Annotated in this window: 11 protein-coding genes; 7 read left to right on the top strand and 4 right to left on the bottom strand. The window is 66.5% G+C overall.

Going from position 1 to position 18,163, the window contains the following annotated elements; all coding sequences use genetic code 11:
- Positions 1 to 110: 110 nt before the first annotated feature.
- On the bottom strand, positions 111 to 806 hold the full coding sequence (locus M2428_RS10465) for a hypothetical protein (protein ID WP_277525885.1): 696 nt from the start codon (positions 804 to 806) through the stop codon (positions 111 to 113).
- A gap of 22 nt (positions 807 to 828) precedes the next feature.
- On the opposite strand from M2428_RS10465, the gene M2428_RS10470 reads away from it, so the two are divergent.
- A complete protein-coding gene (locus tag M2428_RS10470) occupies positions 829 to 996 on the top strand; it encodes a hypothetical protein (RefSeq protein ID WP_277525886.1) in 168 nt (55 codons plus the stop codon).
- Positions 997 to 1,052: 56 nt separating this feature from the next.
- On the opposite strand, the gene M2428_RS10475 is transcribed toward M2428_RS10470, so the two are convergent.
- The 3 genes from M2428_RS10475 to M2428_RS10485 are packed head-to-tail and all read right to left on the bottom strand — an operon-like array spanning position 1,053 to position 7,802.
- Complete coding sequence (locus M2428_RS10475) at positions 1,053 to 4,196, bottom strand: efflux RND transporter permease subunit (protein WP_277525887.1); 3,144 nt, start codon at positions 4,194 to 4,196, stop codon at positions 1,053 to 1,055.
- A gap of 1 nt (position 4,197) precedes the next feature.
- On the bottom strand, positions 4,198 to 4,656 hold the full coding sequence (locus tag M2428_RS10480) for a hypothetical protein (protein WP_277525888.1): 459 nt from the start codon (positions 4,654 to 4,656) through the stop codon (positions 4,198 to 4,200).
- Positions 4,653 to 7,802, bottom strand: a complete 3,150-nt coding sequence (locus tag M2428_RS10485; RefSeq protein WP_277525889.1) for an efflux RND transporter permease subunit — start codon at positions 7,800 to 7,802, stop codon at positions 4,653 to 4,655. Before M2428_RS10485 ends, M2428_RS10480 begins: the two co-directional genes overlap by 4 nt.
- An 872-nt stretch (positions 7,803 to 8,674) precedes the next feature.
- On the opposite strand from M2428_RS10485, the gene leuS reads away from it, so the two are divergent.
- From leuS to holA, 6 genes are all read left to right on the top strand, one after another.
- The gene (gene leuS / locus M2428_RS10490; protein ID WP_277525890.1) at positions 8,675 to 11,200 is read left to right on the top strand and encodes a leucine--tRNA ligase; all 2,526 of its coding nucleotides are present in this window, start codon (positions 8,675 to 8,677) and stop codon (positions 11,198 to 11,200) included.
- Between the two features lie 123 nt (positions 11,201 to 11,323).
- Positions 11,324 to 12,424, top strand: a complete 1,101-nt coding sequence (locus M2428_RS10495; RefSeq protein ID WP_277525891.1) for a DegV family protein — start codon at positions 11,324 to 11,326, stop codon at positions 12,422 to 12,424.
- Between the two features lie 94 nt (positions 12,425 to 12,518).
- On the top strand, positions 12,519 to 12,704 hold the full coding sequence (locus M2428_RS10500) for a hypothetical protein (protein ID WP_090581036.1): 186 nt from the start codon (positions 12,519 to 12,521) through the stop codon (positions 12,702 to 12,704).
- Positions 12,705 to 13,789: 1,085 nt separating this feature from the next.
- A complete protein-coding gene (locus M2428_RS10505; protein WP_277525893.1) occupies positions 13,790 to 14,845 on the top strand; it encodes a helix-hairpin-helix domain-containing protein in 1,056 nt (351 codons plus the stop codon).
- Between the two features lie 718 nt (positions 14,846 to 15,563).
- Complete coding sequence (locus tag M2428_RS10510) at positions 15,564 to 17,096, top strand: ComEC/Rec2 family competence protein (protein WP_277525894.1); 1,533 nt, start codon at positions 15,564 to 15,566, stop codon at positions 17,094 to 17,096.
- The gene (gene holA, locus M2428_RS10515) at positions 17,030 to 18,046 is read left to right on the top strand and encodes a DNA polymerase III subunit delta (RefSeq protein WP_277525895.1); all 1,017 of its coding nucleotides are present in this window, start codon (positions 17,030 to 17,032) and stop codon (positions 18,044 to 18,046) included. The genes M2428_RS10510 and holA overlap by 67 nt, the downstream gene beginning before the upstream one ends.
- The last annotated feature ends 117 nt before the right edge of the window (positions 18,047 to 18,163 follow it).

The raw sequence follows: 18,163 nt of genomic DNA on the forward strand, positions 1-18,163 counted from the left end.
GCCCCGGCGGGTACGGCTTCGGCGGACAATGAAGAGCTCCGGCCAGGAAATCCTGGCCGGAGCTCTTCATTGTCCCGCCTCCGGTTTGTCCCTCAGGACACGGGACGCACTTACCGGGTGCTCACGACAGCGCGCGGCGTCTTGGCGTAGACGTCCTTGCTGACCGTGTAGCCGCGGCGGTCAAGCGCCAGCGCTTGCTTATTGACGCTGGCCAGTTCCGTTCTGTTGAGCTTCTTGATCTTGACCAGGTCCATGAACTCCTGGTCTTCGCCGCCCACCGCAGTCACTTTGATAAGCCCGGTCCCGGGAGCGTAATACTTGCGCTGGTGGCCAGCGCTCGGGGGCTCCAGCGGGTTGAACTCATCGATCACCATGACGTCGTCGTAGCACCCCGTGGGGACACAGACGCACAAGTGCTTGTACTTGACGTCACCGCAGTCCAGGAAGTCCACGGTGGGGGCGTAGGCCTGGACGTAGGCAGGTGTGTTCCGGTGTGGCCGGGCCTGCATCGCAATGCCGGCACGGGCCTTGTCGATGCCGCTGATGAACGTGCTGGGGGCGCCGACAAGCTTGCCGTTCTCGTACTCCTCCGGATACTCGCCGAAGAGCCACACCGTCCCCTTCCTCGTCTGGGCGAAGAAGGCGAGCTCGGACTCCACGAGTTCACCGTCGGAGTAGTCCCGGTCCCAAATCGCGATCGTCTTGACCCCGTCAATGACCTTGGTCAAGCCCGTGACGATGCTGACCACCGTACGGGCTGTCGTCCCGTCCGGTGAGACTACCTTGCCGGTGGTGGTGCGGTGCATTCCGGGCTTGAGCGTGAGCCACTTGTTGTCAATCTCAGGCTTTGACGGGAACGCGGAACGGTGGAACGACAACGCCGAGCCGGGGCCGCACAGTTCCTTCGAACTGGCGGCCGCCGAAGCGGCCGCCGCCGCCGTCGCCGCGGTCGCCACAGTCAGGGATGCCACCACCAGCAAGAGCGCAGAGCCGTAAGCGGTTAATCTCTTAGATCGTGGAGTCATCTGACTGCCCTCTCATGCGTGGTTGGGTTAGGCGGCTGGTACGGGTTCCGGGTCGCGGGACCCACGATCACGTGCCGGGCCCTTCTTGGCGAACCGAAGGTAGAGCGACGGAACGATGAAGAGGTTGACCAGTGTCGAAGTCACCAGCCCGCCCAGGATCACCACGGCCATGGGGTGCTCGATCTCATGGCCGGGCCGGTTACCCATCACCACCAGCGGCACCAGCGCGAGTGCAGTGGCGAGCGTGGTCATGAGGATTGGCGACAAGCGTTCGGCCGCGCCCCGCAGGACCAGGTCCCGGCCGAACGGCATGCCCTCGAACTGCTCCAGGTGCTGGCAGTGGTTGATGAGCAGGATGCCGTTGCGGGCGGCGATGCCCATCACTGTCAGGAACCCGACCAGCGACCCGAGGGACAGGATTCCGCCGCTCATGTGCGCGGCGATCACCCCGCCAACCAGTGCTACAGGCAGCGTCAGGATGCCAAGGGTGGCAAGCCGCCAGCTCTTGAATGCCGCCTGGAGCAGGAGGAACACCACAACCAGGGCGCCGGCCGCGAAGAGGAGAAGCCGCTGTGAGGCAGCCTGCCGCTCTGCGTATTCGCCCAGGATCTCCGCGTTGTAACCAGTGGGGAACTCCACGGTCTTGAGGTCGGATTCGAGTTTCTCGACGACTTTTGCGAGATCGCCTTCCTTGACGTTGGCGCTGACATCGAGTCGGCGGGACCCTTCCGAACGCTCAATGACGTTGGGAGTGGGCTTTACCGTGATCTTGGCGACATCGGCCACCCGGATCACCTGTCCGCTGGGAGTGTCCAGCGGGAGGTTCTCGATGCTCGTGACGCTGGTCCGGATCGCGGGAGGACTCCAGACCTGGACGTCATAGGCTTTGCCGTCGCGGTAGACGTCGCCCACCTCCTCGCCGGAGACCAGGGTGGCTGCGGCACGGCGGACGTCACCGGGCTTCAGGCCGTAGCGGTTGGCGGCGTCCAGGTTCACCTCAACGTCCACCTGCGGCACATTGACCTGCAGGGCGACCTTGGCTCCGATTGCCCCCTCGATGCCGGCAAGGACAGTCTTGACCTTGTCCGCCTGCTTCTTCAGCGTGGTGAGGTCATCGCCGTATACACGGACGACGATCGAGTAGCCCGTGCCGGTGAGCACCTCGCGGACACGTTCCTTGAGGTAGGTCTGGACGTCCCGGTGGATGCCGGGGTACCCGTCCACTACCTGCTGGATAGAGGCCAGGGTCTTGTCGTAGTCGACCGAGGGGTCAACGCTGATCCAGTTCTCGCCAAAGTTGACGCCCACCACCTCATCGGCGGCGAAAGCCTGACCAATGTGGGATCCGCAGTTGTTGACGCCTGGAATGGTCATCAGCTCCTTGCAGGCCAGTTGGCTCACGCGCACTTCCTCGGCATTGGATGTGCCGGGTTGCGTGACCCAGTGCATGAGGAAGTCGCGTTCCTTGAACGACGGCAACAGCGATTGACCCAGGAGCGGGGCCGCTATGATTCCGACGACGCCGAGCGCCGCCACCGCGAGATAGCCGGGCAGCGGCCGCTTCACGATGGGCCGCAGGGCCGCGCCGTACCAGCGCTTGAGGACCCGCACCACCGGCGGATCCCGATCTTCGAGCTTGGCATTGCGCAGGAAGATGTACGCCATAGCCGGGGTGACCGTGAGGGCCACCAGCATGGACGCCATCACGGCCAGCGTGTAGGACGTGGCCAGGGGGCGGAAGAAGGCGCCGGTCAGCCCGTCCAGGAAGAAGATCGGCACTGTGGCGGCGACGATAATCAGGGTGGCGTAGACAATGGGGGCGCGAACTTCCAGGGAGGCGTTGACGACCACACGGGCGGTACTTTCGTTCCCGCCGCTGGCCCGGTGGTGCCGGAGTCGTCTGACGATGTTCTCGACGTCGATGATGGCATCGTCCACCACGACCCCGACGGCAATCACCAGCCCCGCAAGCACCATCGTATTAATCGTGCCCCCGGTCCAATAGAGCACCAGGGCCGCGGCCATCAGCGACAACGGGATTGCCGTCACGCTGACCAGCGCCGTCCGCCATTGGAACAGGAAGACACTTAGCACCAGGACCACCAGGAGGCAGCCCAGCAGCAGCGCGAGGCTCAGGTTGCCGAGGGACTCCTCGATGAACGAGGCTGGCCGGAACAAGGTGGTGTCGACCGCGATCCCGGTCAGGCCGGGCTGGAGTTCCTTGAGCGCTTCCTCAACCCCGCGCGTGACCTCGAGCGTGTTGCCCCAGGGCAGCTTTTCGACAATGAGCATCAGCCCAGGGCCGCCGTTGATGACCGCGTCACCGATCAGTTGCTGGTGGTCCTCCACGACGTTGGCTACGTCGGCGAGCCGCAGGGGAGGCAGTCCCTGACGGTCCTCCAACGGCACCTGGGCAAGGTCCGCCGGGGACGTGATGGGTTGGACGTGCCTGATGGTCAGGCTCTGGTTGGGTGTTTCCAGTGCGCCTCCGGTGCCGATCAAGGCGCCGGGAGAGTACTTGAGCAGGCCAGCGTCCAAGGCGTCGGACGTGGAGTTCATGACGGCGTCCAGCGTGACCTTGTTGGCCGCCAGCTTGGCCGGATCAACCTGGACCTGCAGCATCTGCAGGCGTTCGCCCCAGATCGCCACGTTCGCGACGCCCGGCACCCGCAGGAGATGTGCCCGGATATTCCAGTAGGAAATCATGGACATCTCGATCAGGGAGCGGGTCTCGGAAGACAGCCCGATCTTCATGACACGGCTGGTGGAGGACAGCGGCTGGAGCATCACTGGCGGCGCGGCCCAAGTGGGCAGCGTCGGTATGACCGTTGCCATCCGCTCCGACACCAGTTGCCTGGCGGTGAGCAGATCGGTTCCGGGCTTGAACTCCATCACGATGGCGGACAGCTGCGACACAGACTTGGAGCGCATCTGGTCCAGGCCGTCTATGCCGTTGAAGGCCTGCTCCATCGGAACCGTTACGAGTTCCTCAACTTCGGAGGCGGTGAGTCCCAGACACGCCGTCTGGACCTCGACACGGGGCGGTGCAAACTCCGGGAAAACATCCACCGAAGCTCTGCTGAGTTGCGCGCCGCCCACGATCATGAGGGCCGCCGCCATCGCAATGACGATCGATCGGAACCTCAGACTTGCAGCGACAATCCGGCGCATGTCAGTGCGCCGTATCGAATTCAGCGCCGAAGAGTTCGGCCGCGCCGACGGTCACGATTGTGGTGCCGGCCGCGGGGCCTGCCGAGGCCGTCACCACTCCGTCCTCCACCTTGGCCACGGTAACGGCCTGCCGCTGGTAAACCCGCGGGGCCGGGTTGGTGTAGACCCAGGTTTTTCCGTTGGCGTCATAGAGCAGCGCGGCGTAGGGCACGACGACGTCCTTCCCCTTGCCGGCCTTGACGGTTTCGGTCTTCAGGTCGAGGCGTTCGACTCCCTTTTCGGTCAAGGTCAGCTTTGCGATGCCTGTTGCGGCATTCTTTTCCACCTTGGCGGGTTCGTTGGCCGCTACGACGGCGGGGGCGGCCGCCGTCGTCTGGGCACATGCGGGCAACGCGAACAGGAGTGCTGCGCATACAGCGGCCGCCAGGGGCAGGCGCCGCAGGGGCTGTTGGCTGGTCATTTTGCTTCCACCTTTTCCTGCGTAACGGACTGGACGGGAACTTCGGCCTCGTAGACTTCGGCCCACTCTTCCGGGGCGGCCTTTGGCCCGAACCAGAGTGCGAGCAGGGGGAGTACGAAGATCCCGATGAGAGTTGTTGTGATGAGTCCGCTGACAATGATCAGGGCCATTGGACCCAGAAGGGCCCCGCCGACGGCGCCGCCGAAAAGTCCCGGCGGTATCAGGATCGCCATCGTGATCAGGGCGGCCTTCAGGATGGGCGATACCCGGTCCCGGGCCGCCATCATGATGACTTTGTCAGGGGGTTCGTGCGGGGCAGCCCGCCACAGCTCATCCGTTCTGGCCGAGAGCAGCGTCGCGTTGCGGACGGCGATGGCCAGCACCGCGGCAAACGCCGTGAGCGCCAGTACGGTGATGGCGCCTCCCGCGATCCACGCGGCCACGGCGGACCCGGCCAGCGCGGCCGGCAGGGAAAGGAAGACGGCTAGCGCGAGCTTCCAACTCCGCACGGCTGTCTGGAGAAGGAGCAGGATTGCCAAGAGGGCGGCCGCGCCGATCCACAGAACCAGGGCGTCGCCGGCGAGCTGTTCACTGTACTTCGTGGGGATTTCGGCGTGGTATTCCAGCGGGAACTGGATCTGCTCGATCGCCGTGTTGATATCGCGCTGGATATCAGCAAGCGGCCGCCCGCTGACCTCGGCCACGACATCGATCCGGCGCGAGGTGTCATCGTGCTGGATCACGACTTCATTGGGGACGAGCCGAACATCGGCGATCTGGCCCAGCTGGACCTGGCCGCCGTTTGGCGTGTCGAGCAGGAGTTCACGGATGCTGGTCAGGTCATCCCTGACACCCACCGCGCCGCGCACCACCACTTCAAAGACCTTCTGCTCTTCGAACAGGTTGCCGACGACGATGCCTTGCATCAGGGCGGCAGCGGCGCGCCGTGCGTCGCCGGGTTTGATTCCGACCTTCTGCGCCGCTTCGAGGTTGACCTCGACTTCGACGATGGGCGTCATGGCGCTGGCATTGATCGTCGGGTTCTTGACGCCGTCGACCTTTTCGATGGCCTTGCGGACCTCTTCGGCCTTCTCGCGCAGGACCGGCATGTCGGTTCCGTAAACGCGGACGGCGAATCCCGGATCCATGCTGCTGCGCTGTTGACCAATCTTTTGCTGGGAGTAGTTGATCACGTTGTGGGCGATGCCCGGGTAGCCCTGGACGACCTCACGGACCGCCTTCTCCGTTTCGCTGAAGTTGGCATCCGGTGTGATGGATACCCAGAGTTCCGCTGAGCTGTTGCCAACAACCTGGTCGGAGGAGATGGCGCGGCCGATATGCCCGCCCACTCCCGAAACGCCCGGCAAGGTCCGCAGTTCATCGGACGCCTTCGACGCCACCCGGCGGACCTCGTCGTTGGACGTGCCCGCCATCGAGTCCCACTGCACCAGGAGCGTGCGGTCCGGAATCGTCGGAACGACCGCCCGGTTCCCGACCAGCTGGGAGGCGGCGGCCAGTCCCAGCAGCCCCACGACGGCGACAGCGACGATGCCGAGCGCGGTGCGGGAGCGTCCGCCCTCGAGGGCCCGGTTGTAATAGGACCTGGCCCGGACAACAGTTGCCGAGTCCGCCCGCCGGGCCTTCTCAGCCGGAAGCAGGAGATACGCCAGGACCGGTGTCACGGACAAACCCACCAACATCGACGCGGCAAGCGCCAGTGCCAGGGACCAGAAGAGCGGCTGGAAGAACGCACCGCCAACTCCCGTAACGAACAGCGTCGGAACCAGCGCAAGGGCCATGATGAGGGACCCGTGGAACAGCGGTGTGCGGACGCTGCGGACAAGCTGGACCATGCGGAACCTGATGGTGGCATCGGTCTCGGTCTCCGTGGTCCTCAACGGCCGGCGCCGCTGCGCCTGCACATCTTCCACGATGTCTCCCACAATCACGGAAACACCCAGGATGATGCCGGCCAGGATCGAGATGTTCAGCGTGGAGTCAAGCAGGTAGAGCACCACTCCTGCCGCCATGACTGTGGTGGTGATGGCCACGAGGGCGATCACGGCGACACGCCAGGAACGGAAGAGGACCCAGAAGAGCAGCACGGCAATCAGGAGGCTCACGAGGAGCGCCACGCCGAGTCCGTCCACGGCATCCTGCAGGAACGAGGCTGGCCGGAAGACGGACGTATCCATCTGGATACCGGAAAGCCCGGGCTGCATGTCGTTCAGGGCGGCTTCGATGTCCTTGGTGACCTGCAGCGCGCTGGTTCCGGGGAACTTCTCCACGACCAGCAGGAGGCCTGCATCCTGGCCGACGACGGCATCGCCGATCAGCGGCTGGTGGTCCTCCTTCACCTGGGCAATGTCACCCAGGAGCATGGGAGGTTGGGCGTCCTCGACACTGACTTTCGCCAGGTCCGCGGGCGTTCGGATGGGCAGGACGTGCTGAATGCCCAGGCGCTGGCTGGGTGACTCCACAAACCCGCCCGTCCCGGGGGTCGACGCCTCCAGGAAGCTCAGCGGCGACACCCACACTGCGTTGCCTGCGGTCTTGATGATCTGTTCGAGCGTGATGCCCTTGTCGCGCATCTGGGTGGGGGTCACTTCGACCTGAAGCTGCTGCTCGCGCTGTCCCCAAATGGAAACGTTGGCGACACCGGGAATGCCGATCAGCCGCGGCTTGATCTTCCACCGGGCCAGGACCGACATTTCGATCCCGGAGAGCTCCTTGGAGTTCATCCGGACCATGAGGACGCGGCTGGTTGACGACAGCGGTTGCATGATCAGGGGCGGCGCGGAGACTTGCGGCAGCGCGTGCGCCTGGGTCATGCGTTCGGCCACGAGCTGGCGCGCGCGCAGAAGGTCAGTGCCCGGCTCGAACACGAGCTCGATGGAGGACAGGCCCGGAACCGACTTGGACCGGATTTCATCGAGCCACGCCACCCCGTTCAGGAGGTCGGCTTCCATCGGAGCGGTGATGAGCTGTTCGACTTCGGCAGCTGAGAGGCCCAAGGCCTCGGTCTGGATCTCGACATGCGCGGGAGCAAACTCGGGCATGCTGTCAATGGCTACGTTGGGGACGTTCACTACCCCGAAGGCAATGAGTCCGCCGGCCACGGCGAGAACCAGGATGCGGAACTGCATACTGAAACGAGTGATCCAGCCGAACATGGCTAGCTCTGTTCCAGGGAGCCGGCGTCGCGAGTGCGGCCAGCGGGGGTTTTCGGTAGGTGCACGGAAGAATTGCGCAAGTGAAGCATGACAGGCTCCTCAACCCGAGACCATTTGCGAATCCCCCCAAGAGATCCCATTTGCTGATCTTTATCGAATAGTGTCCCCAACTGAATCGTTTGGCAAGGTCAAATTTTAAGCCCCGTCCCCGGTTTTTCACGGGATTCTCCCAGCTTGAAGCCGCATAATGCCCTTTCGGGACAAACTTCGTGGAACTGCCCGGGCTCCCGCGGGCAGCTGCCCCAGTATTGGTCGTTTAATACCTGTTTGAGCTCGAGGAACCACCTGAAATTCGGTTTAATTTACTCGCCTTGGACGTCTGTCAATGGGCCGAAAGTACCGCAATTTCACAGGTATGGAATTTGTAACAATTGTGGACCTAGCGGCCCGCGCAGGTCGCCGGACCGCGAGTCGACTGCGACTACCGGGCAGCCCCGGAGCCGTCGGTTCAGCGCGAACCAGCCCGAGGGGCTAAAGTGGACCTATGCGCGCCGTGCTCCTGCTTAGCTAGCCGCCCGGCATCCCGACGAGACCTCGATTGCGAAGAGTCCCCGGATTGCCGAGCGGCGGCCCCTCCATGTCGAGGGGCTTTTGTGTGTCCGGGGTAAATTCCGGGGCGCACAGCACGAAGTAACAGCAGGAGTACCACGTACGGACGTATGGAGTCAGGGCCGGGCAACCGGCCGTGGCAGTGCAGACTTGATGGTGAACAGGCCTGGCGGCAGGCAGGCCTGAAGGTAGGCAGGCTTGGGATGACAAGCCGCATAGAACAGAAGAGGCCAGCAGTGAGCGTTCAGCCGGAAACACAGACCGGATCACCAGCAGCCGCGGCGGAGGGGCCCGAAGAAGGTGCCTACAGCTTCGCGGCAATGGAATCCAAATGGCCCCAGGTCTGGGAAGACCTGAAGGTCTTCACGCCGCTCGATGACGGCTCAAAGGAACGCCGCTACGTGCTGGACATGTTCCCGTATCCCTCCGGTGACCTTCATATGGGCCACGCCGAGGCATTCGCGATGGGCGACGTTGTGGCGCGCTACCTGCGCCAGCAGGGCTACGACGTGCTGCACCCGATCGGCTGGGACTCCTTCGGCCTGCCCGCAGAGAACGCAGCGATCAAGCGCAACGCGCACCCCAGTGAGTGGACGTACGCCAACATCGACACCCAGGCGGCGTCGTTCAAGCGCTACGCCATCTCAGCGGACTGGTCCCGTCGGCTGCACACCTCCGACCCGGAGTACTACCGCTGGACCCAGTGGCTGTTCAAGCGCTTCTACGAGCGTGGACTGGCATACCGCAAGAATTCGCCGGTCAACTGGTGCCCCAAGGACCAGACCGTGCTGGCCAACGAACAGGTGGTCAATGGCGCCTGCGAGCGGTGCGGCACGCCCGTCACCAAGAAGTCCTTGAACCAGTGGTACTTCAAGATCACCGACTACGCCGACCGCCTGCTCGATGACATGGACGAACTGCGCGGGCACTGGCCCGAGCGCGTCCTGGCGATGCAGAAAAACTGGATCGGCCGCTCCGAGGGCGCCCACGTCAACTTCGTGATCGAGGCCGACGGCGGCAAGGCCGCCAAGGATGTCACCGTCTTCACGACACGTCCGGACACCCTCTACGGCGCCACCTTCTTCGTCGTCGCCGCCGACGCGCCGCTCGCCGTCGAACTGGTCACGGACGAGCACGCCGCCGCCCTGGACGCCTACCGCGAACAGGTCAAGGCGCTGTCCGAGATCGAGCGCCAGTCCACTGAGCGCGAGAAGACCGGCGTCTTCACCGGGCGCTACGCGACCAACCCGCTCAATGGCGAGAAGCTGCCTGTGTGGGCCGCGGACTATGTCCTGGCCGACTATGGCACGGGCGCCATCATGGCCGTCCCGGCCCATGACCAGCGCGACCTCGACTTCGCCAAGACCTTTGACCTGCCCGTCCGGGCAGTACTGGACACCGGCGAGGAAGACCCCGCGGCCACGGGCATCGCCACCTCCGGCGAGGGTACCCTGATCAACTCCGGCGGCCTGGACGGGCTGCCGAAGGCCGAGGCCATCCCGGCCGCCATCGAGATCCTGCGTGAACTGGGCACAGGCGAGAAGTTCGTGAACTTCCGCCTGCGCGACTGGCTGCTCAGCCGGCAGCGGTTCTGGGGCACCCCGATCCCCATCATCCACTGCCCGGCCTGCGGCGAGGTCCCGGTCCCGGACGATCAGTTGCCTGTGACCCTGCCGGCGGACCTGCGCGGCGAAGACCTGTCCCCGAAGGGCACGTCCCCGCTGGCCGCGGTCGAAAGTTGGGTCAACATTGAGTGCCCCAACTGCCACGGCCCGGCCAAGCGGGACACCGACACCATGGACACGTTCGTGGATTCCTCCTGGTACTTCCTGCGCTTTGTCTCCCCGCAGTACACCGAAGGCCCGTTCGATCCGGAGAAGATCAACGACTGGATGCCGGTTGGCCAGTACGTGGGAGGCGTGGAGCACGCGATTCTGCACCTGCTCTATGCGCGGTTCTTCACCAAGGTCATCCACGACCTTGGCATGATCGACGCGGACGAACCGTTCAGTGCGCTGCTGAACCAGGGCCAGGTGCTCAACGGCGGCAAGGCCATGAGCAAGTCCTTGGGCAACGGCGTCGACCTCAGCGAACAGCTGGACAAGTTCGGCGTGGACGCCGTACGCCTGACCATGATCTTCGCCTCCCCGCCGGAGGACGACGTCGATTGGGCGGACGTATCGCCGTCCGGTTCCGCGAAGTTCCTGGCCCGCGCCTGGCGCCTCGGCCAGGATGTGACGAGCGCACCCGGCGTCGACTTCGCCACCGGTGACCGTGCGCTGCGCACCGTCACGCACCGCACGATCGCCGATGCGCAGGCCCTGCTGGACAACAACAAGTTCAACGTTGTTGTGGCAAAGCTGATGGAACTGGTCAACGCAACCCGCAAGTCCATCGACAGCGGTGCCGGCGGCGCGGATCCTGCCGTCCGCGAAGCCGTGGAAGCCGTTGCCGTCATCCTGAGCCTGTTTGCGCCCTATACCGCCGAGGACCTGTGGAACGTCCTGGGGCATCCGGCCTCGGTCGCCAACGCCGGCTGGCCCACGTACGACGACGCCTTGCTCGTTGAGGACACTGTCACCGCTGTCGTCCAGGTGCAGGGCAAGGTGCGGGACCGCCTGGAGGTTTCCCCGGATATCTCTGAGGGGGATCTTCGCGAACTGGCGCTGGCCTCGGAAAATGTCCAGCGCGCCCTCGACGGCCGCGCCCTCCGCACGGTGATCGTGCGGGCGCCTAAACTGGTCAACATCGTCCCGGCCTAGTCCGGCGTACTTCCCTGCACTGGGCCGCCGGCCGATACCGGCGGCCAGTGTCAGGGAACGTGACGGGCACGGCTGCCCAGGCCGGAGAAAAAGTCCATGCGTCCCGATAGCAGGAGGTCCCGGGTGCCACACCGCGAGTCGCCAGGCTGGCCATGGCTGCGCGAGCGGCTTGTTCGCCTTCGCCCGGGCCCCCGGGGCGGTGCCCACGATGTGGCTCCCGCCGCCGTCGTGCAGGTTGCGGTGGTCACGGACTCTGCCGCCGCGTTGCCCGCGGACTGGATCCGGGCTTTCGCTGCCGACGGCGGGCTGACCGTGGTGCCGATGCCCGTTATGGTCGGCGCCGAAATCTACGGTGAGGGTGAGGACGACATTGCCGAGACGATCGCCGTTGCCCTCGCCAGCGGCAAGTCCGTCAAGACCTCGCGTCCGTCACCGGGGCAGTTTGAACACGCCTACCGGGCGGCCAGCGAGCATGGCTTCCAGTCCGTGGTCTCGATTCACATCTCCGGTGCGCTGTCCGGCACTGCCGACGCCGCTCGCCTGGCGGCCCAACGGGTCGGCATCCCGGTAGAGGTCCTGGACTCCCGGACGGTGGGGATGGCGCAGGGGATGGGCGTGCAGGGCGCCGTCGTCGCGGCCGCCGATGGCCGGAATGCTGCCGGCGTGTTGGCCTTCGCGCAGGACCGGCTGGACCGCACCAAAGTGTATTTCTATGTTCCAAGTCTGGAACAGCTGCGTCGGGGCGGCCGGATCGGGGCCGCGGCCTCGCTCTGGGGAACCATGTTCTCCATCAAACCCATCCTGGCGGTCGAAGATGGCCGGATCATCCCGCTGGAAAAGGTTCGGTCCGCGGCGAAGGCCATCGCACGGCTGGAAGAAATCGTTGCAGCCGATGCCTCCACGCGTCCTGCCGGACAGGCGAGGCTGGCGGTACACCACTTTGGAAACCGGGCCGAGGCCGAGGAGCTTGCCCGGCGCCTTGCCGTGGCATTGCCCTCTTGTCCGCCGGCCCAGATCAGCGCACTACCTGCCGTCCTGGCCGCCCACGCGGGGCTCGGCGTGCTGGCGGTGATTGTGGGGGAGGGCAGCACCCCCGGAAGCTCGAGCTCCACCGGCGCCGGCAACGCCGCCGACGCCACTGCCAAGGGCGGGGCGTCGGAGCCCGGCGTGCTGGACGGCGGGGAACCGGACGCCGGCCGGGCAACCGCGCGCTCTGGCGACTAGCGCCGGGGTCCTCCGTGATGGGCGAAAGGCTGGCAGGGAGCGGGCGCCGGGGGTAAAGTCACTCCACCGAACCCCAGCGAACCCGGAGGACGCCATGGCAATGCAGGTGCACCACGTAGCCCAGTTCGATCGCGACGTTGCCGAAGAGGTGACCAAATGGCTGAAATACCTCAAGGGCCAAGTGACTAGCGTCCAGTTCCTCACCACCACCGTGCCGGATCCCAAGGCCGCTGACAAATGGCGGGTTCAGTACGAGGCCTACATCACCTACCAGCAGTAATTCCGGACTGAAGCTGCGCCTTACGAGCTAGGCGCGGTTGTGAGGCCAAGCGTCGTTTGCAGCGTAGCCGGCGCGGTCGCGGGCGCGGTTGTCGGCCCGAGGGCTGGCTCGGTTGTTGGCGCGGGCGGTGAAGCGGTGGTTGGCTCGGTTATTGGCGCGAGGGTTGGCGCAGTGGTTGGAGCGGTGGTTGGCTCGGTTGCCGGCGCGGGCGGTGGAGCGGTGGTTGGCTCGGAGCCCGGCGCTGTGGTCGGCCCGGGGGCTGGCGCAATCGTCGGCGCGGCCGACGGCGCGGGAGCCGGCGGGTTAGCTGGCACGCCCGTCGGCGCGGGGGCCGGCGCCGTAGTTGGCTCGGGGGCTGGCGAGGTAGTTGGCTCGGGGGCCGGTGCGGTTGTCGGCTCGGGGGCTGGCGAGGTAGTGGGCTCGGGGGCCGGTGCGGTTGTCGGCGCGGGGGCCGGCTGATTCGGCTTGATGGTGTAACTGGGCTGCGGGCTCGAGCCGTTGACCCAAAGGGCTGCTTTTACTCTGTGGGCAGCGCCGGGCTCCAGCCACCAGAACACCTGGACGTTGCAGTGGTATACAACCGTGAAATTACCGACTGCGCCACTGGGTGGAACCGAGTGAATCGACGTGGCGGCCGTCTGGGTGGTCCAGATGAAATTTTGGTCGGCCCTCATTCCTGCGGTGCCATCAACCGTCACATGCGCTATGCCGTAGAGACCGTGCTGCGGGCAGAAGCTGCCGTCAACGGATATGTTGACGATCTGGGTTGAGGTAGCTTGCGTTGTGTCTGCCATAGCAGGCGGGGGCAACATAGTGCCGCCAAGAGCCACGACTACCGCAGGCCCAAACAACCACTTCATTGCACACCAGCTTTCGACGCCTGATGGTCACATCCAGGCGATCAGGGTTGCCCCCAGCCGGCAAAGTTTTCTCGATTGGATGCAGACGTTACCACCGGGTCCGGGTGGGCACCACCGTAGGGAATACTTGCCCGGTGCCGCGAAATTACGCGTATCACTCGGGTATTTCCACATACGTCTGGTGCCGGATGTCGGCGTCGGTGAGGGTTGCCTAGAGTCGCTTCCATGTCACGCCGAAACCCGGGAGCTGAATCCGCCACCGGAGTCCGGGTTGCCCGTGAACGCCTGGCGTCGATGCTGAAAGATGCCGGAGGTGAATCCGTGGCCACGGATGCCCCCGACGCCAGGAATGCCGGGGACGCCGGTGAGTCACCGTCCGGCCGGGGCGCCGGAGATTCGCCGCAGGCCTGGAGTCCGGGGATGCAGCTGGGCGCGGACCGGGCAGCGGATCTGTCCCTGGGGCTGTTGGGTTTGCCGGCGTCTGGCGTCACCGCCCCGTCCCCGGCGGCCGCGGCGGTCGGTGGTGTCGGCCGGCGCAGCGCCGGCGGCGCCGGAACGCATGCCGTGCAGCCCCCCGGGCGCGGGGACGAAGCAAGGGTGCCGCTCTCCGCGTGGTTGCGGGCCAGGACCGGTGTGCGGGCGGCTGTTCTGCTGGGCGTCCTCGCCGCGGTGTTGGGCGGCTGCTTCTGGTGGCAGGCCGGCACCGGCGGCGCGCAAGTGGTCGCGTTCAGCGAGTCCGCCCCGGCCGTGGAGGAAGCACCCGGTCCGGCAGCCGGCGAGACCATCGCGCCGCCGGGAGAAGATGCCAGCACGGGGCCGGAAAGCATCGAGGTCCATGTTGCCGGCGCCGTACTCAGACCGGGGGTGGTTCAGTTGCCTTCGGGCAGCCGGCTTTACGAAGCGATCCTGGCGGCGGGCGGCGCCACGGACAAAGCGGATCCGGACCGGCTCAACCTGGCGGCGGTGGTGGAGGACGGCCAGAAGGTCCTGGTGCCCATCCGCGGCGAACCTGACCAGGCCGATGTGCCCACAGGAGGCTCACCTGCGTCCGGTTCCACCACGGGCGGCACGGGGCCCGGCAGCGGTGGCGGAAAGATCAACCTCAACACCGCCAGCCTCGAGGAACTGGGGACTCTCCCGCGCGTCGGTCCGGTCTTGGCGCAGCGCATCGTGGACTGGCGTCAACAGCACGGGCGCTTCAAGTCCGTGCAGGAGCTCGACGCAGTTGGCGGGATCGGTCCGAAGTTGCTCGAAGCCCTGCTGCCGCTAGTGGGCATCTGAGATGGCACGGCGGGTCGCCGTCGTGCGGCAGCAGGACGTGGCACGGGACGCTGACGTGGCACGCCGTGGCGTGGGGCAGCCCAGCCTGCGGGGTCCTGCGGCAGCCCTGCGGAGCCGCTGGCAGCGCTACGTCGAGTCGGCCGTCCAGTCCCCGCCGCGCGCGGAACGCGAGGCGCTGGTGTGCACCGGTCGGGTCCGTGGATCGGGCGTTGCCACGGCGGAGGCCCACGGTCCGCAGCCCGGTGGCAGACCGCCTGCGGGCCAGCGTGTGAAGCGGCTCCCGGATTTCCGGGGGCGCCTTGGGCGGCTTAGGCGGTTCCCTCCCGGGCACTTCACCGGCCGCATGCTGTCCCGGCCCGCGCGTGACACCTCCTTGGGTCGACGCTCAACGGAACGGACCAGGCGGACGGACCTTCGGCTGGGATTGCCTGCCCTCCTTGTCTGGGGGACCGCTGTGGCCGGAAACTGGTTGTCCCCTGCAGGGCTGGCGGGTCTGTGCGCGGCACTTGCGGCAGCCGCCGGAATCCTGCTTTACATGGCTGGCCGCGGAAACGCCGGCCGGGTTGGGTTCGGTCGCGGCACAGTCCGGAGCGCCAAAGTTCGGAAAGCAAGGGTTCGGAAAGCAAGGGTTCGGGGCGCCAAGACTGTGCGGGAAGCCGCCGGGCACGGCCCCCGTCCTGGGCCGGCGGCAGCACGCAGCCTTCGCGCCACTGTGGCTGTGGCGCTGTTGCTGTCCCTCGCGGCGGGCGCACATGCCGCCGTTGACGCGTCCCGGCGGCATGACGGCGCCATCGCTGATGCAGTGGCCGCCCGCGCGGCTGTCGTCGCGGAACTGGAAATTGCGGGCGCCCCGCGGCGACTCAGGATTCCTGGATCCGGCGGGCTGGCGGACCGCTGGGCAGTCCCCGTGAAGCTGAAGACGATGACCCTGGGCGGCCACAAAGTTGCCGGAGAGGCCCGGCTAGTCGTCATGGGTGGAGCGGCATGGGAACACGCAGTTCCGGGCCAGCGCCTGCGCGCCACGGGCAAGCTCCGACCGGCCGAACCCGGCGAGCCGGAGGCGGGACTCCTTTCGGCCTCGTCCGCTCCAACGGCGCTGCAGGGACCGGGGCCGTGGCAGCAGGGTCCCGGTGGGTTGCGCCGTGCCTTCACCGCCGCGTCGGCACGGGCCGGGGGCGATGCCTCCGGGCTGCTGCCCGGCATGGTCACCGGCGACACCAGCGCCCTGGATCCGGAATTGGAAGCTGCCATGAAGACGGTGGGGATGACGCACCTGACCGCCGTCAGCGGCGCGAACTGCAGCCTGATCCTGGGGACCCTGCTGCTCATCGCCCGCTCGCTGCGCCTTCCGCGCACGGCGGCCGCCGCGGCCAGTCTCGCGGGGCTAGCGCTGTTCGTCGTCATGGTGGGACCGGATCCCAGTGTGCTGCGGGCCGCGCTCATGGGCAGCATCGGCCTCGCGTCAGTAGCTTTTGGGCGGGCGGGGCGCGGACTCAGCCTGCTGTGCGTTGCCGTCATCGGCCTGCTGTTGGCACAGCCGGTTCTGGCCACCAGCTTCGGATTCCTGCTCTCGGTGCTGGCCACTCTGGGAATTGTGGTCGCCGGACGTCGCATCATGGACTGGGTGCCAGCCGCAGTGCCGCGCTGGGCCGCGGCGGGCGTCGCCGTCCCCTTGTCCGCCCAGCTGTTCTGCGCTCCGGCGATCGTGCTGTTGCAACCGCAGTTCGGTGCGTACGCACTGCCCGCAAACGTGGCCGCTGCGGGGTTCGTGGCGCCAGTGACACTCCTCGGCACGGCCGCTGTGGCGCTCCTGCCCGCCGTCTCTGCCGCAGGGGAGCTCTTAGTGGTCGTTGCTGCCTTCTTCGCGGGCGCTGTGGCGGGGATCGCCCGCTTCTTCGCGGCGCTCCCGGGCGCCGCATTGCCATGGCCGGAAGGGGCGTTCGGCGCAGCCACCATGGGCATCTTTTCCGCGACTGTGCTGGCAGCGGCGTGGGTGGCCCTGCACCCTGCCGCGGTTGTCCGGGCCGTCCTGGCGGCACACGCCCGGGTGGTTGCCGTCCTCGAAGGAGGGTCGCGTGAGGCGGCACGGTCGGCCGCCCGGCAGGCCGTCAGGCGCGGCTTGGAGCACCGGTCCGGGCGTGGGACGCTTAGAGTCCGCAAACCAACTTCCGGGAGGAATCACGAGTGGCTGCTGCCCAGACCCAACGGCCCAGGACCTCGGCGTCGAACACCGCCACCTGGCGCGACGTGACACCGGCTGCCGTAGTTTTGGTCGGCGGCCCGGAAGACTATTTGGGTTCGCGTGCAATGGACCGTATCCGCGGGCAGGTCCGCGAGGCGGCGCCTGACGTCGAAATTACCCGGCTCAACGCCGGCAGCTACGCGGCCGGGTCGCTAGCCATGAACGTCAGCCCTTCACTTTTCGGCGAACGGAAGCTCATCGAGGTCGAGGGGCTCGAGGCGATGAACGATGCCTTCCTCGCCGATGCCCTGAAGTATGTGGCGCAGCCGGAACCGGACGCCGTCCTGGTGCTCCGGCACGGCGGGGGAGTCCGCGGCAAAAAGCTGCTGGACGCCATCAAAGCCGCGGGCTGGCCCGTTGTCGACTGCCAGCCGCTCAAGAAAGACGCCGAGAAGATCGCCTTCGTCACGTCCGAGTTCAAGACGGCGTCCCGTCGTATCGACCCCGACGCCGTGCACGCCCTCGTCAATGCGGTCGGTGCGCAGCTCGCGGAACTCGCCGCCGCCTGCAGCCAGCTGATCGCTGACGCCACCACCGGCGTGGACGCCGCCATGGTGGACAAGTACTACGGAGGCCGGGTCGAGGCCTCGGCTTTCAAGGTCGCCGACGCCGCGATGGCGGGCAACGGCCCGCTGGCCCTCTCCACACTCCGCCACGCCCTGGCCACCGGCGCGGACCCGGTACCGATCGTGGCGGCGCTGGCATCCAAGCTGCGTTCCCTGGCCAAAGTGGCCGGCGCGCAGGGGTCGTCCTCGCAGATCGCCAAGCAGCTGGGAATGCAGCCCTGGCTCGTCGAACAGGCCCAGCGGGAAGTTCGGCGCTGGACGCCCGAGGGGCTGGTCCGCTCCATCCAGGTCACGGCCGAGGCCGACGCCCAGGTCAAGGGGCTCTCCCGCGATCCCGTCTATGCCGTTGAACATGCGGTCACGGTGATTGCCACCTCGGTTCGCAGGTCCTGACACAAGGGTTCGGGCCCACCCGCCCGCGTGTCGGGGCAGCTCCGGCCGCGGCCACCTGGCGTAACGGTATGCGGACGCAACTTGCGGCTTAACTGGATGTGGCCGGCACCCATGGGG

It is taken from the genome of Arthrobacter sp. ES3-54 (assembly GCF_029504395.1).
Taxonomy (GTDB): domain Bacteria; phylum Actinomycetota; class Actinomycetes; order Actinomycetales; family Micrococcaceae; genus Arthrobacter.